Origin of the sequence: Pedobacter sp., from assembly GCF_041645105.1 — a bacterium.
GTDB lineage: Bacteria > Bacteroidota > Bacteroidia > Sphingobacteriales > Sphingobacteriaceae > Pedobacter.
In genome coordinates, this window is sequence record NZ_JBAZQQ010000001.1 from 42,461 (window position 1) to 57,231 (window position 14,771).

Consider the following 14,771-nt stretch of genomic DNA (forward strand, 5'->3'; position numbering starts at 1 on the left):
ATGTGTTACAACTGCCAGTATATCAGAAAACTTACGGGATTCTGACTTTAAACACACCAAAGCACATTAAAAGAAAAATTAATTAGCTTTAGGATTAGATGTAAACAGGCTTCAAAGGTTAAATAAATCCATTTGTACGCTAATTGTAATCATAATCTCTCATTTTCCGATCCCTGTCAAAAATGCCGCCTAAAACAATAATACCTAACAAAATGGCAGACTAAATAATGTTTCTCTTATAAAGCTACCAATAAAAACAAACAATCTCACATTCTTACAACTACTGATTATTAACTAATTAACATATCAAAAAATCATGCTATAAGCGGAGCCTTTGCTTTTGTTGTAATAGCATTTTTTCCAATTGTGTATAAGAAACTTTTTGCACCGCTACTCCGTTATCAATTGCCAATGAAGCCGCTGTAGCCGCTGATTCTCCTAAAATCATAAATACAGGTTCCATTCTGACTGAACCAAAAGCAATATGAGACGTAGACAAACATACCGGTACCATCAAATTGGTACATTCTTTTTCCTTTGGAACTATGGCTTCATAAGCTATACTATATGGCTTAGGCGCTTTAACACCAATATCCCCTTCATTCTGAACAAAACCTGCTGATGTTACATATCGTTGTGTATTATGTGAATCTAAAGTATAAGATCCCATACCAATCGGATTTGGTACTTCTCTTTTACTTAAAATTTCATGCTCAGTCATCACATAATCACTCACCATTCTCCTTGCTTCTCTTATATACAATTGATGTGGCCAGTTCCCATTGTCCTTGAACTCGTCCTTTGCCAGGCCCCAGTTATTCAGTCTATCCTGTAAATTTTTAGGCACACGTTTATCTGTTGCCATGAAATACAGTAAACCCTTCTGATAGTTTTCATGTTCTTTGATAATCTTTTGACGCTCTTTATAAGAGGCTTCAGGATAAGCGTAATTCATACCAATATAATCCATACTAAAAGGCCCATGATTATTTGTATCAGTTTTCCTATTTGGAATGGGATCGAACTTATCAAATAATTCTTTCCAACCACTTTGAAATATCCTAACCAACAACTCATAATCTGCAGGATTGTAACGGTCTGGTTTTGGAAACTTAATTCTATTCTCAGGATAGTTGGTTAAACATAATCTAAAACAATACGCTTGCAATTTTTGGTCACCTTCCCCTTTTTTCCCTGGGTCATCTTTAGAGATGCCAGTGAGCAATCCACTTTTCTTATCACCAGGCACCTTATAAGGATCTATTTGTTTTGAGAAATAATGTCCATGATGAAATACTTCTGTCTGAACACCATTCCAGCTTTCTCCATACACGCTATTGGCTTCCCTTCCAACGTGATAACTTACTTTGGCTGCAGCCATCAAGTCACCTTCATAAGTTGCATCAATAAATACCTTACCATTGAACTTTTTACCGCTTAAAGTAGTAATGGATGATATCTTTCCGTTTATCTTATGAACACCCTTTTTCCTGTCAAGCCATTCATTACGATGCACATTAAGTTTATTTTCTTTCACAAAATCTTCCATTACCTTTTCTGCCACATGAGGTTCAAAAATCCACATAGTCCTTTCATTACCATCAATTGCCGGCGTGCCCTGACCTTTATTACCATATCCTTCTTTTTTCTGCCATTTCCATGCAGCATCGGTAGTGTAATGCATATAGATGCGATGATAAAATTCCCTCGCTAATCCACCAATAACCTCTTTATTTCCAGTATCAGTAAAGCCAAGTCCACCAGAAGATAGACCACCAAGATGTATGTCAGGGGAAACAATAATAACAGACTTGCCTAATTTCACTGCCTGCACTCCAGCTGTTACTGCAGCAGATGTACCACCATAAATGACAATATCCGCATCATAAATTTTCTTTTGAGACCAGGCCGGACTGGCCAATAAGGTAACAGACAGCACTAAGGCTGCTAATTTATTCCTCATACTTTATAAATTTGGTTAGTTGATTTTGTTAATTATACAATACTACACAATCTTTAAAATTAAAGAAAGCATTACACATTTAAACAAATCTACTTAAAGAGGCCCTGATGTGGTAGTGATGAGCTTGCTTAATGCCCTTTGCTTCCTTATCTTTGCGTGCCGGACATTAAAAATGTCCAACCATATTATAGCTTAAGTAATCAATGCCTTTTTTAGGCAGTAAAGTATATCATATAAATATGTCAGACGAAAAAATAATATTTTCAATGGCGGGTGTAAGCAAAATTTACCCCCCTCAGAAACAAGTTTTAAAAAACATTTACCTATCCTTCTTTTACGGTGCCAAGATTGGTGTTATTGGTCTAAATGGTTCAGGTAAATCATCCTTATTAAAAATCATTGCAGGTCTTGATAAATCTTTTCAGGGCGAAGTAGTTTTCTCTCCAGGTTACTCTGTAGGTTACCTTGCACAGGAACCAATATTAGATGATAGCAAAACAGTTAGAGAAGTAGTTGAGGAAGGTGTTGCCGAAATCACAGCGATCTTAAAAGAGTATGAAGAAGTTAATGAAGCATTCGGATTAGAAGAGAATTATTCAGATCCAGATAAAATGGATAAATTAATGGCTCGTCAGGGTGAGTTACAAGACAAAATTGACGCTGTCAATGCATGGGAATTGGACTCTAAGCTGGAGCGTGCGATGGACGCATTGCGTTGTCCTGATCCGGAAACCAAAATCAGCGTCTTGTCTGGAGGTGAACGCAGAAGGGTTGCTATGTGCCGTTTACTGTTACAAGAACCTGATGTATTATTATTAGATGAGCCTACCAACCACCTTGATGCCGAAAGTATCGACTGGTTAGAGCAATTTTTAAAGAATTATAAAGGAACTGTTATTGCAGTAACCCACGATAGGTACTTCCTGGATAATGTAGCGGGATGGATTCTTGAGTTAGACAGAGGCGAAGGTATTCCGTGGAAAGGAAACTACTCTTCATGGTTAGACCAAAAAGCAAAACGCCTTGCACAAGAAGAAAAAACTGAAAGTAAGCGTCAAAAAACCTTGGAACGTGAGTTGGAATGGGTGCGTATGGCACCGAAAGCCAGACATGCAAAATCTAAAGCACGTTTATCAAACTACGACAAACTGGCTTCTGAGGATGGCAAGGAAAGAGAAGATAAACTGGAGCTATTTATTCCAGCCGGACCAAGGTTGGGGAATGTAGTCATCGAAGCCAATGAAGTAACTAAAGCTTATGGCGACAGGATTTTATTTGAGAACCTAAGCTTCTCATTACCTCCAGCTGGTATTGTTGGAATTATTGGGCCAAACGGTGCCGGTAAAACGACCTTGTTCCGATTAATCACAGGACAGGAAACTCCTGATGCAGGTACTTTCCGCGTTGGAGAAACTGTAGCACTAGGCTATGTAGATCAGATGCACAATGATTTAGATCCTGAAAAAACAGTATATGAAAATATTACGGATGGCCTCGATAACATACAGCTTGGTAATAAAGCCGTAAACGGAAGAGCTTATGTATCTAAGTTCAACTTTAATGGTGGCGATCAGCAAAAGAAAGTAGGTATTCTTTCAGGTGGTGAGCGTAACCGTGTACACCTGGCAATTACCTTGAAAAAAGGTGCCAACGTATTATTACTGGATGAGCCGACCAACGATATTGATGTAAATACACTTAGAGCATTAGAAGAGGCTTTAGAGAATTTCGGTGGTTGTGCAGTAGTAATTAGCCACGACAGATGGTTCTTAGATCGTATCTGTACACATATCCTTGCTTTCGAAGGTGAATCTCAGGTTTACTTCTTTGAAGGGAATTATAGCGATTATGAAGAAAACCGCAAAAAACGCCTTGGTGATGTAACACCTCATCGTATCAGATATAAAAAACTGGTTTAAATCTCCATTTATACCAAAAGACCGGTATTGCTTATAAGCGGTACCGGTCTTTTATGTTTTTCTTATTTATAACGTTGTAATATTTTCTCTAATAAGACTTTTGTCTTTAAGATGCCCTCATCCTCAGGCCCCTTACCAGAATATTCAATTCCAACAAGTCCGCTCCACTTTGCAGCTTTAATGATCTCGAACATACGATAATAATCAATATCACTTTCATCACCATTTGCAGCAAAGTTCATTGATTTAGCACTTACACCTTTAGCATAAGGCATCATCTCTTCTACACCTTTGTATTTGTCATATTCTTTTCCACCACCTAATGCAAAATTTCCAAAATCAGGTAATGTTCCACAATAAGAACTATTTACTTGTCTAATCACATCAACCAACCATGCACCATCAGATGAATAGCCACCATGATTTTCAACAATCACATTGATCTTTTGCTTCTTACCATATTCCGTTAGTCTTCCTAAACCATCTATAGCAGCGGCTTTTACTTGTTCGGCAGTCCCTTTACCTCCGGCATTTACACGTATTGTTTTACAGCCCAGGTATTTAGCCGCATCAACCCATTTATAATGATTTTCAACAGCTTTTAATCTGGCAGCATCATTAGTATCTCCTAAATTACCTTCTCGGTCAACCATTATAAGGTGATTTTGGATGCCCTCATTCTTGGTTCTGGTTTTCAACTCTTTTAAATAAGCAGGGTCTTTTTCTTTATTCTCGAAAAAAACACTAACGTATTCTACAATATCAATCCCGAAATCCTTTTTGGCTTTCAAAGGAAAATCAAGGTTATTCAATTTCTTAGCAAATAAGGTTTTGTGCAAAGACCATTCGGCCAGAGATATCTTGAAAAACTCCTTTTTACCTGCACTAAATGCCTCTAATGGAATTATTGAACCAAATGCCGCTGCACCGGTTAATAAACCTAAATCTTTTAAAAAACTTCTGCGATCTGTTGTCATCATTTATGTTTAAGGTCTACAAGATATTAATTTTTGCAATTATCTATTACTTCGCATTACAACAATATTTCAGACTCTTATTTAGGGTTAAAGAAACTGTTAAAATACAGAAGTTAATATTTTACAGCATTGCCCCAACATTCCCAGTTTGCAGCAAATTTATAGCACTTTGCAAACTAAAATTAAATTTATGGTAAAGCGTTCCATTCATTTTATCCTCGCTGGTTAAGAAACGAATAAGGTCTTTAAAATAAACCATACCCAAGCATTTTCCTGCAATGATAAGCGGCGAACTCTCCTGATTCTTTTTGAGCAAAACATCCAAAGCGTCCAGTACCATTATTTGAGGATGTAAACCAATATCATCACTTAATTGAAAAGAAGAAGTTTCTGGTGGTAAGATAAATGAGCGAATATGTTCAGATTCAGGTATACTAGAAATTGAAATTGATACAGGTTGGTCGACATAATCATTTAAGATTGCAATCGTATACTTAGAAGGAAGGTACTTACTTTTGGCAAAGCCAAACACTCGTTTTAAAGTGGTCACACTAATATTTCTATTTAAAGATTCATAGATATCCATTGAAATATAATGGCAGTCGCGGGGGGTAATATTTGATAACCCTGTTTTTAAAATTATCCGTTGTCTTAATTCTTCAATAATCATATCATCTAACCTATTAATTTCGTATCTGATCTTGATCTTTAACGCGCCGGCATAAAGCTCAATTAGGCTCTATAAATACCCATACGAGGAAAATTGAACAAATATATCTACCAAAATATCACAACAGTTAAATCTACAAGTCTGAAATATTCAACGATTCAATGGTTATATAAAAACGGGGATATTTATACCTCCTATTTCTGAGAAAAGAAAGCTTTTGGCATCAAGCCTGTTTCCTTCTTAAAGGCATTATAAAATGTAGTCAGACTCTTAAAACCAGATTCATAAGCCACAGCTTCAATAGTCATTCTATTAGATTTAAGGGGATATTCCTTGATAAAAAAATCAATACGATAGCTGTTGATCCAGTCGCGAAAATTCCTTTTCAAAAAATTATTGATTACGAAAGAACACTGATGAACAGGAATATTAATTTCATTAGCCAGATCAACAATTTGAAAATTAGGTTGAAGATATGGCTTTTTATTTTCCATAAAAGATTTCATCAAATCTGAATAGGCTGATAGCTGATCAGGCATGAGATTTAATTTCTTAGCTGACACGACAGGCTTAGCGAGCTTCTTAACTTCTTCTCTATCATCCCCTACTACAGTTTCATTATCCTCCATGTCCACAGCTACAAACAAGTAGCCGTAAAATAATTTCGGCTGATGCATGACAAAAATTACAATTGCCAGAAGAGCCACACAATTAAACAGTATAAACAAGGCATTAAACAAAGGTTCTTCTGAGTTCCAGATGACCAAAGGGAAAAAGCTTGTCAACTGAAAAAAAGTCGCCGTCCTTAAAAAAAAGTAGATCCATTTTTTACCATCAGCACTAACCTTTTCATCAATAACCTTTGACTTCAAAACAGTAACCCAGGTCGCAACCAAATAAGCCAGCAATAGAAAAGGCCTACCGAGGTAATAAAACCAGGATGGAAATAGTCCGCTCTGTTCTGTGATAAAAAGCTGTTTATTTTCCAGAATTTGTGCGACAATGGCATCCCATTTAACAGCGGGAGAAAAAGACCAGGGTAATACATGTACAATTGCCAGAAAAAATGGAACAAAATGAAACCACTCAAATTTCTGAAGTCGAGTACGACCAGCAATAAAGCCAGTCGCATACAGATAAAAACAAGCAGGGGCAGCATAATAAACCGGAATAAAAAGCTGGCAAAAAAAAGGATAAATAGCCTTTTCATTAGAGCTTACTACCAAGAAGACTAATACCTGCCCAAATCTTGAAATAAAAATAACTGAGAGTAAACGGTTTAATAATTTCACCCCACGTTTCGCAAAAAACAAGTGAAGCGGAAGCAAGAGCAAGAAAAAACAACTTACACTTGAAATAAAGTCCAAAACCCCCATATTTGAAGGTGCAAGATATATGTTTTTATTTTAAATAAGTATAATATTTTTCTAAATTCGGACAATATAAAATTAAAAATATACTTTAGCAATCGTTTTTTGTCATTACAGTTAAGAAAAACTATCTATCAGTAGTCTTTATAAAATTGATCTATTTAGTAACAAATCAATAAGTTGAATAAAGGATTACAGAATACTAATCCTTTATTTACGGTTAAAGAAACTGTTAAAATACAGAAGTTGATATTTTACTGCATTGTCCCAATACTCCCAATTGTGAGCACCTGGTCTGATGATAAAATCGTGCGGAATATTCTTGTAAAGCAATTCCTCATGTAATTTCATATTTACATTGTAAAAGAAATCATCTTTACCACAATCTATGATTAAGGCCAATCTATTGGGAACCAACAAATGAGTCATATTCACAACAGCATTTTCTTTCCATCGTGCCGCATTTTTATCATAGTCCCCCAATCTTTTTGCTAGAGCCCAGTTTAATGGAAAACCAGTAATATCCACACCCCCACTCATACTTCCTGCTGCTCCAAAAACATCCTGATGTTTGAAGGAAAGATACAATGCACCGTGCCCGCCCATACTTAATCCTGTGATAGCTCTACCTTTACGATCTTTAATTGTTTTATAATTTTTATCAATCCAATTGACAAGCTCAGTGGCCACATAAGTTTCGTATTTCCATTCCGGATCAACTGGGCTGTCAAAATACCAACTACTTACATTACCGTCAGGACATACAATTATTGTCTTATAATCATCAGCATGCTGCTGTAGAGCAGGCACTTTTAAAATCCAATTTGAATATGAACCTCCAGCACCATGCAATAAATATACGACCGGCATACTATTAGCCTGCGTATACCCATCAGGAGTAATAACTACAGCTTTAATATTTTTCTTCATTGCGGCACTATAGGTTACTACTGTATCTACCTTAGCAGCAAAAGAAAGTTGGACGCTGAATAGCGTAATAAAGCATAAAAAAAGAATTTTCTTCATAAAAACTATTGTTGGTTGGTTACGTCTTCAAATAAAGTAATTTAAACCGCTTTATTAAAATGTTTTAAGCTTTTTCTCAGTAAATTAATTCCAATATCAATTTATTCCTCACCAATTTTCAGAAAACCATCATAATCCAAACCATACAATTCAGCAGCCTTCCTGATCAAATAATCCTTAGGATAAATAAAATCATCCTCTATCCTCTTATATGTTGTTAACGATAGCATTAAAATTTCAGAAATCTCCCTTTCATCTTTTTGAGCACGTTCTCTTAAAAGCCTGAATTTCTCCCCTAATGTCATTTTCATAATATTCATATAAATCTCGATGTGAACAACATAAAACTCGTATCAACATCATTCTCAAACATAGATAAAACAACTTATATAAATATAAAATTACATTTAAATTAATTCTTTAACCTTTTATACAAATAATCGACTCAATCATCAATTTATTGACGCCTTAATGCATAGCAGTTCTAACGAAAGTTAGATAATTAAAACAAGGTCAATCATAGAAATATAATAACTTTACAAAAATGACCTGAATTAAAAAAATGGACTTATTCAGCAGTGAAACAGATGAACAACGCAACTTACTACCATACAATGGTACGGTAATCTATTATGGCAGATTAATGTCAACTCAAACTGCCAATCATTATCTGGATGAATTATTGAACAATATAGAATGGAAAAATGATGAGGCTGTCATTTTTGGTAAACACATATTAACAAAGAGAAAGGTTGCCTGGTACGGTGATAAAGAATTTGAATACACATACTCTAATACCACGAAAAGAGCGTTACCCTGGACTGCCGCATTGCTTGAATTGAAAGAAATTGCAGAAAAAACATTAGGAGAAAAATTCAACTCATGCCTCCTTAATCTTTATCATACCGGAGAAGAGGGCATGGCATGGCATAGCGATGGTGAAAAAGACTTGAAAAAAAATGGTGCCATTGGATCTATGAGTTTTGGCGCAGAAAGAAAGTTTGCCTTTAAACACAAAGAGAATAAGCAAACCGTCTCCTTAATCTTAGAACACGGTAGCTTACTTGTAATGAAAGATGAAACCCAAAGCCATTGGCTGCACAGACTCCCCCCTACCAAACAAACGCACAAAGCCAGAGTAAATCTTACTTTCAGAACGATTGAGAATAAATAAAAAGGAAGAACTAGATTAACCTTTTAGCACTGGATTTTCTTGTTTTGGAGGCCTTGGTCCTCTTTTATAAATCACCAGTCCATTTAAAAAATTACGTAAAATCTGATCTCCACATTTCTTAAAATTGGGATGATCATCAGCTCTGAAAATATCACCAAGCTCACTTTTACTCACCTTAAATTGTACCAATTCCATTATCTTAATGATATCGTCATTTGTTAGCGATAACGCTACACGGAGTTTTTTAAAAATATCGTTATTACTCATTTTACATTGCTATTTCAATCTTAACCTTTTTGTTCTTTATTCTCTCGTTAGCCAGCGCCTTTAAAATATTATTTACCATTTTACGCTTTACAGCTACATAAGAAGCCTGATCTTTTACTTCAATCAAGCCAACATCTTCCTTTTGCAAGCCTCCTTTTTTCAAGAGCAGGCCTACAATATCTATCTTGTTTACTTTATCCTTTTTACCGGCGGCAATGTATAAGGTCTGCCACTCACTATCGCGAGGCAATTTAAAATCACCTTTAAGACTTTCTGTTTCGATTTCAGCTTTTAAGAATGGATATTTCTCATCATCAGCAATAATCAGATATGCCGTACCTTTTGCATTCATACGTGCGGTACGCCCATTACGGTGCAAAAAGGCATCTTCTGTATAGGGCAATTGATAATGAATAATACACTCCACCTCTGGAATATCCAGACCTCTTGAAGCAAGATCAGTCGTGATCAAAATTTTGATGCTGCCATTTCTAAATTTCAATAATGCACGCTCACGTTCATCCTGTTCCATACCACCATGAAAAATATCATGTGCAAGATCCTGATCTATTAACAAATCACTAATACGATCAACAGTCTCCCTATGGTTACAAAAGATCAGCATGTTTTTATTGCCAACTTTACAGATCAACTTTAACAAAGTTGCCAACTTATCCTCTGCAGTAGTTGTTACTTTTTTTTGCTTTAAATCTGGTGCGACCTCTGCATTTTGCAGATAGTTTATCTCTACTGGTTTACCGATCCCTGTAAAATCAGGAATTTCATCCATGGCAGTAGCTGAAGTTAAGAATCTTTGTTTCAAGGAAAGTAACTTACGAATGATATAAGACATATCTTCCTGAAAACCAAACTCCAATGCTTTATCGAATTCATCCAACACTAATGTAGTAACGGCCGACTCGTCGAAATTTTCATGTCGCAAATGATATGCAATCCTTCCTGGTGTGCCGATTAATACCGCAGGTGGTTCTTCAAAGTTATTTCTTTCTGTTTTTACAGGATGGCCCCCATAACAGCAGTTCACTTTAAATCCGGTAGACATTTGTCTGAACACAGATTCGATCTGTAAGGCTAACTCCCTGGATGGCACAAGAATTAAAGCTTGTACACCTTGAGACTGCGCATTTAGGTTGTTTAATACCGGAAGTAAAAAACCTAGTGTTTTACCAGAACCTGTAGGTGCCAGCAAAACTACATCACTCCCATTTTTTCCCGCTGCTAATGTATCCAGCTGCATTTGATTCAGGGAAGTAATCTTTAATTTCTCCAATATCTTTTCTACCATCATTTGGTAAAGATAGTGGAATTAGAGCATTAAAATTTTAGATATTTCTTCCTTAGATACCTCAAAGAACTGTTTAATCGGGCATCCAGGTTCATCAGCATGTGCCCTCTTTCAGAAATCCAGGTATGCATCTTATTATTAACCCGCTTAATTGGTACATAAACCTGCTCTTCTACCATTTCATCATAATCAACTGAAGCCAGGCTACGTTGCAATAAAGTAAATTCATTTAACAATTCTGCTTTCATAATGCTTATATTTAGTTAATGGTTCTGTTTATTTAACGGGAGCACCCCCGCCTTATTGTAACAACTCTACATCAAAAGAGTTTAAATATAAATTAAAGTGTTGACAACTAGATATTTGTTAGCAATTAAACAATAACAACTTAACACGTTTTTAATTTTATCCACCTATTTTTAGGAAACCTGTATACGGGTTGTTTAAATATTAACACCAATAACGTATGACCTGGAAGAAATTTAGCGGCGAAGTTATCCACTCGTCCATTTTAGAAGAAGTAGAAAATGCCATCATCAGAGAGAGTGACAACGGTTACCGGCTTAAAGTTTGCATCGGAACTGACTCACAGGTAAAGGGTGCCTACACAGATTTTGCTACTGTAATTGTTTTATTAAGAGAACACCATGGAGGGTTTATGTACATCCACCAGGAAAAAACGGCTCATAAAATGAGCATCAAAGAGAGAATGCTGTTTGAAGTACAGAAATCAATTGAAACGGCATACTCTATTTGCGACTTATTAGACTTATATCGTGTTGATCTGGAAGTTCATGCAGACATCAACACCAATCCGATGTTCAAATCCAACAAAGCCTTAAATGAAGCAATGGGGTATATTTTAAGTATGGGTTTTATATTTAAGGCTAAGCCAGAAGCATTTGCCAGCTCAACTTGTGCTGATAAAATGGTACATTAGAACTTACCATTTTTGATGAGGGCCAACAGCCGATGGCGCAACCACTGCTGGAGTTATGACTTTTTTCATCATCGCTTCTTTAAAACGTTCGGCAAAAACATTTAGCTCTTTGGCTGTGGCCTTTACATAGCCATTCCATTCTGCTGAATTCAATTTGCCAGGTTTAGTCTCTAATGGGATTCCTACTGCAGTGGATGGCACAAAATTCCCATACCGATCCCTTTGGTAGGAGATAAAATTGAAATCAGTCATCCAAAAACGGTATTTGCCGTCTTTTGATTCTACATAAAAGTTATAAAGAACTTCGCCTGATGGGCGACTCAAAACCAACGCTGTTTTATTGATGATCAGTTTTCCCGTGATATACATCAATGAATCCGTATCGGCCGACTTCAGTTTTAATGTTTTCGGTGTTTTTTTTAGAAAAGCTTTTACTCTGGATTTTAAAGAATCAGCTGACACCTCTTTTAAGTTCACCACTTCATAATAGATGAGCTTACCCCTGTCATCAGTAGACAATGCTTTTTCCTGTGCAAATCCTGTCGCTGTAAAAAACAATAAAATAATCAGAGTTGAAAGTTTCATAACATAAAGATATAAAAGAGCCACCGGATATATCCCGGTGGCTCAAGATAATATAATCGAGACTAAAATGCGTATACTGCAGCCAGGGAGAATTGTGAAGCTGATTTTGTAGCTGTAATTCCATCACTTTTAAGAAAACCCTGTGATAAATCTTTATCATTATCAAAACGAACCTCTGGAATAAAAGTCAACCCACCTGCTTTAATATTTGCAGATAAGGTTCCAGATAATACACTCGCATCCGGGGCTCCTGAAATCCCTTTGAAATTCATATACTCTGCTCTTATTCCCAGACCTACTGAAGGAGTAAAGGCATATTGTGGATACAAAGCTACACCTGTATATCCTACCTTATCATCACCAGCGCTAAGATTTGCAGCATTTAAACCTATTTTAATTTTCTCATCAACCTGATATGCTGTAGTCAGGTCAACAATTGTACTATAATTTCCATATGCATCCAGGCCATGTAAACCATTGATATAGGCTGTCCAGCCTTCAACAGGAGACACCATTAGTTGTGCACCAACACTTGACACCCCACGAGATGCGGAATAAGTGTTCCATTCATTAAACAAACCCAACATTAAGCTGACCTTTTCAGAGAATGCATAGGTACCTTTAACACCGGCATTCTGAAAAGGTCCTGCTCCAAATAAGTAAGAGGTAGAATAGTTGAAGTTAGCTGCAGGGGAAATCACTTCGTACCCAATGAAAGTCCCCATAAAACCTGCAGTCATACTAAACTTCTCAGTAAAGGCATAGTTTACATACAAATTCTGAATATGAAACGATTCACCATCAGCACTCGGTACAAGTGACTGGGCTTGTCCTCGTGGTCCAAAAGACAATTCCCCAACAAATGATGCTTTACCGGTAGTTTTCTTTAATGCCAGATCAATCATGCCGATAGAAACCGAATTATGCTCATTTGCAAAATACGTACTGATATTAGGCGCTTTAGCAAAATCGTATTTGAAATACGTATCTACTGATCCGGAAATTTGAAGCGGTGCTTCCGTCGTCTCTTGTGCATAAGTAGCAGAGGCCAATGTTAAAGATGCTAAAGTTAATACTGATCTTAATTTCATAATCTGTTAGGTTTGGTTTGGGTTTAGGTTGATTTTGTTAGCGTAATGATTAAGAATCAAGGACTAAAGACTAGCTTACTCTTTAATCCTTGTTCATTATTTCTTAAAAAGCATTCTGAAGCTCCTCACCGGTTGATTCCACGATCAAGGTACCTTGTGAGTATTTTTCATTGTGCTGACTAGCATCTAATCCTTCTTCTTCTTCTTCAGAAGTAACGCGAATTGGCTGTACAAGGTTAATTAGTTTGAAGATGATAAACGACATCACAAAGCTGAACACAATAACTATTGCAGCACCTTTTACCTGAGTTAAAAAGAATTCTACATTCCCGTACAATAAGCCGTCTACTCCTGCTGCATTCACAGTTTTAGTTGCAAATACACCAGTAAGCAACATCCCAACAATACCACCTACACCATGACAAGGGAACACATCTAATGTATCATCCAATGAAGTTTTTTGTTTCCATGAAACGGCAAGGTTCGATATTACAGCAGCAAATACGCCGATGAAAATACTAGAAGGAATACTCACAAAGCCAGCTCCTGGCGTAATTGCTACCAATCCAACCACAGCACCGATACAGAAACCTAACACCGATGGTTTTTTCCCTCTTGACACATCAAAAAACATCCAGGATAAACCAGCAGAACCAGCTGCAATGTTAGTTGTTAAGAATGCTGAAACAGCCAATGCATTTGCACCCAATGCTGATCCTGCATTAAAACCAAACCAACCGAACCACAGTAATCCTGTACCAATTAATACATATGGTATATTAGCAGGTGGCACTTCTTTGTGTTCCAAATGGCTTTTTCTTCTTTTAAGTACTAAAGCACCAGCTAAGGCTGCCATACCAGCAGAAATATGTACCACAGTACCTCCCGCAAAATCAAGTACTCCCATCTTAAATAGTAGACCATCTGAATGCCATGTCCAGTGTGCTAACGGCGAGTATACAAACAATGCAAATAGTACAATAAATAGAATGTAAGAAGTAAAACGAATACGTTCTGCAACTGCACCAACTACCAGTCCTGGAGTGATGATTGCAAACATCAGTTGAAATACTGCAAATAATGAAAGAGGAATCGTTCCCCATGCTGGTCCGGAATTTACTCCCTGAAAGAAAAGGAATGTTAAAGGATTACCAATAAGACCTCCGATTGAATCCCCAAAAGCAAGACTGAAACCTACAACTATCCATAAAACAGTTATAACTCCTGCAGCAACCACACTTTTGATCATTGTAGAGAGTACATTTTTACGATGAACCATACCACCATAGAAAAATGCTAAGCCTGGAGTCATTAAAAACACTAAAGCTGATGCAATTAGGACGAATGCAATGTCTGGTCCGCTGTATTTTCCTTCGTCAAAGTTCGGAAGCAGGGGAATAAATAGTGCAATAATTGCAATTGCAAGTAAAACTGCAAAGGGACCCCACTGTTTGAATAAAACTTTTGCCATAATATTTGATTT

The 14,771-nt window shown here is 36.6% G+C and carries 15 protein-coding genes; 3 read left to right on the top strand and 12 right to left on the bottom strand.

The window, feature by feature from the left end:
- Positions 1-319 precede the first annotated feature (319 nt).
- Entirely contained in the window at positions 320-1,963 is a 1,644-nt protein-coding gene (locus WC623_RS00140) for an FAD-dependent oxidoreductase (RefSeq protein WP_372847518.1), read from the bottom strand.
- A gap of 239 nt (positions 1,964-2,202) precedes the next feature.
- On the opposite strand from WC623_RS00140, the gene ettA reads away from it, so the two are divergent.
- Positions 2,203-3,882, top strand: a complete 1,680-nt coding sequence (ettA, locus tag WC623_RS00145) for an energy-dependent translational throttle protein EttA (RefSeq protein ID WP_372847519.1) — start codon at positions 2,203-2,205, stop codon at positions 3,880-3,882.
- Between the two features lie 62 nt (positions 3,883-3,944).
- Here ettA and WC623_RS00150 read toward each other — a convergent pair whose 3' ends face one another.
- From WC623_RS00150 to WC623_RS00170, 5 genes are all read right to left on the bottom strand, one after another.
- Positions 3,945-4,862: a sugar phosphate isomerase/epimerase family protein gene (locus tag WC623_RS00150; protein ID WP_372847520.1), complete on the bottom strand. Its 918-nt coding sequence runs from the start codon at positions 4,860-4,862 to the stop codon at positions 3,945-3,947.
- A gap of 118 nt (positions 4,863-4,980) precedes the next feature.
- Positions 4,981-5,529 carry a hypothetical protein gene (locus WC623_RS00155; RefSeq protein WP_372847521.1) on the bottom strand — a complete coding sequence of 183 codons (549 nt, stop codon included), beginning with the start codon at positions 5,527-5,529 and terminating at the stop codon, positions 4,981-4,983.
- A 194-nt stretch (positions 5,530-5,723) separates the two neighbouring features.
- Positions 5,724-6,821, bottom strand: coding sequence for a helix-turn-helix domain-containing protein (locus WC623_RS00160; protein WP_372847522.1), 1,098 nt, complete (start codon positions 6,819-6,821; stop codon positions 5,724-5,726).
- A 288-nt stretch (positions 6,822-7,109) separates the two neighbouring features.
- On the bottom strand, positions 7,110-7,925 hold the full coding sequence (locus tag WC623_RS00165; RefSeq protein WP_372847523.1) for an alpha/beta hydrolase: 816 nt from the start codon (positions 7,923-7,925) through the stop codon (positions 7,110-7,112).
- 101 nt (positions 7,926-8,026) lie between these two features.
- The gene (locus WC623_RS00170) at positions 8,027-8,236 is read right to left on the bottom strand and encodes a hypothetical protein (protein WP_372847524.1); all 210 of its coding nucleotides are present in this window, start codon (positions 8,234-8,236) and stop codon (positions 8,027-8,029) included.
- A gap of 251 nt (positions 8,237-8,487) precedes the next feature.
- Here WC623_RS00170 and WC623_RS00175 point away from each other — a divergent pair, with 251 nt between their 5' ends.
- On the top strand, positions 8,488-9,099 hold the full coding sequence (locus WC623_RS00175) for an alpha-ketoglutarate-dependent dioxygenase AlkB (RefSeq protein WP_372847525.1): 612 nt from the start codon (positions 8,488-8,490) through the stop codon (positions 9,097-9,099).
- A 15-nt stretch (positions 9,100-9,114) separates the two neighbouring features.
- Here WC623_RS00175 and WC623_RS00180 read toward each other — a convergent pair whose 3' ends face one another.
- Genes WC623_RS00180 through WC623_RS00190 form a run of 3 tightly spaced genes read right to left on the bottom strand, consistent with a single transcriptional unit; the run spans position 9,115 to position 10,920 of the window.
- Entirely contained in the window at positions 9,115-9,366 is a 252-nt protein-coding gene (locus WC623_RS00180) for a DUF1456 family protein (RefSeq protein WP_372847526.1), read from the bottom strand.
- A gap of 1 nt (position 9,367) precedes the next feature.
- The gene (locus WC623_RS00185; protein WP_372847527.1) at positions 9,368-10,675 is read right to left on the bottom strand and encodes a DEAD/DEAH box helicase; all 1,308 of its coding nucleotides are present in this window, start codon (positions 10,673-10,675) and stop codon (positions 9,368-9,370) included.
- A 26-nt stretch (positions 10,676-10,701) separates the two neighbouring features.
- The gene (locus WC623_RS00190; protein ID WP_372847528.1) at positions 10,702-10,920 is read right to left on the bottom strand and encodes a hypothetical protein; all 219 of its coding nucleotides are present in this window, start codon (positions 10,918-10,920) and stop codon (positions 10,702-10,704) included.
- 218 nt (positions 10,921-11,138) lie between these two features.
- Here WC623_RS00190 and WC623_RS00195 point away from each other — a divergent pair, with 218 nt between their 5' ends.
- Positions 11,139-11,612, top strand: a complete 474-nt coding sequence (locus WC623_RS00195; protein ID WP_372847529.1) for a ribonuclease H-like YkuK family protein — start codon at positions 11,139-11,141, stop codon at positions 11,610-11,612.
- 3 nt (positions 11,613-11,615) lie between these two features.
- Here the strand turns inward: WC623_RS00195 and WC623_RS00200 are convergent, their stop codons facing one another.
- From WC623_RS00200 to WC623_RS00210, 3 genes are all read right to left on the bottom strand, one after another.
- Positions 11,616-12,197, bottom strand: coding sequence for a DUF4468 domain-containing protein (locus tag WC623_RS00200; protein WP_372847530.1), 582 nt, complete (start codon positions 12,195-12,197; stop codon positions 11,616-11,618).
- Between the two features lie 62 nt (positions 12,198-12,259).
- Positions 12,260-13,288 carry a porin gene (locus WC623_RS00205; RefSeq protein WP_372847531.1) on the bottom strand — a complete coding sequence of 343 codons (1,029 nt, stop codon included), beginning with the start codon at positions 13,286-13,288 and terminating at the stop codon, positions 12,260-12,262.
- A gap of 103 nt (positions 13,289-13,391) precedes the next feature.
- Positions 13,392-14,759 carry an ammonium transporter gene (locus tag WC623_RS00210; protein ID WP_372847532.1) on the bottom strand — a complete coding sequence of 456 codons (1,368 nt, stop codon included), beginning with the start codon at positions 14,757-14,759 and terminating at the stop codon, positions 13,392-13,394.
- Positions 14,760-14,771 lie beyond the last annotated feature (12 nt).

What these genes read in the sequence shown, in the direction of transcription:
- WC623_RS00200 (WP_372847530.1), bottom strand. Translation starts at nt 12,197, where the DNA reads ATGAAACTTTCAACTCTGATTATTTTATTGTTTTTTACAGCGACAGGA.
- WC623_RS00205 (WP_372847531.1), bottom strand. Translation starts at nt 13,288, where the DNA reads ATGAAATTAAGATCAGTATTAACTTTAGCATCTTTAACATTGGCCTCT.
- WC623_RS00150 (WP_372847520.1), bottom strand. Translation starts at nt 4,862, where the DNA reads ATGATGACAACAGATCGCAGAAGTTTTTTAAAAGATTTAGGTTTATTA.
- WC623_RS00195 (WP_372847529.1), top strand. Translation starts at nt 11,139, where the DNA reads ATGACCTGGAAGAAATTTAGCGGCGAAGTTATCCACTCGTCCATTTTA.
- WC623_RS00170 (WP_372847524.1), bottom strand. Translation starts at nt 8,236, where the DNA reads ATGAAAATGACATTAGGGGAGAAATTCAGGCTTTTAAGAGAACGTGCT.
- WC623_RS00180 (WP_372847526.1), bottom strand. Translation starts at nt 9,366, where the DNA reads ATGAGTAATAACGATATTTTTAAAAAACTCCGTGTAGCGTTATCGCTA.
- WC623_RS00165 (WP_372847523.1), bottom strand. Translation starts at nt 7,925, where the DNA reads ATGAAGAAAATTCTTTTTTTATGCTTTATTACGCTATTCAGCGTCCAA.
- ettA (WP_372847519.1), top strand. Translation starts at nt 2,203, where the DNA reads ATGTCAGACGAAAAAATAATATTTTCAATGGCGGGTGTAAGCAAAATT.
- WC623_RS00210 (WP_372847532.1), bottom strand. Translation starts at nt 14,759, where the DNA reads ATGGCAAAAGTTTTATTCAAACAGTGGGGTCCCTTTGCAGTTTTACTT.
- WC623_RS00155 (WP_372847521.1), bottom strand. Translation starts at nt 5,529, where the DNA reads ATGATTATTGAAGAATTAAGACAACGGATAATTTTAAAAACAGGGTTA.
- WC623_RS00185 (WP_372847527.1), bottom strand. Translation starts at nt 10,675, where the DNA reads ATGATGGTAGAAAAGATATTGGAGAAATTAAAGATTACTTCCCTGAAT.
- WC623_RS00140 (WP_372847518.1), bottom strand. Translation starts at nt 1,963, where the DNA reads ATGAGGAATAAATTAGCAGCCTTAGTGCTGTCTGTTACCTTATTGGCC.
- WC623_RS00175 (WP_372847525.1), top strand. Translation starts at nt 8,488, where the DNA reads ATGGACTTATTCAGCAGTGAAACAGATGAACAACGCAACTTACTACCA.
- WC623_RS00190 (WP_372847528.1), bottom strand. Translation starts at nt 10,920, where the DNA reads ATGAAAGCAGAATTGTTAAATGAATTTACTTTATTGCAACGTAGCCTG.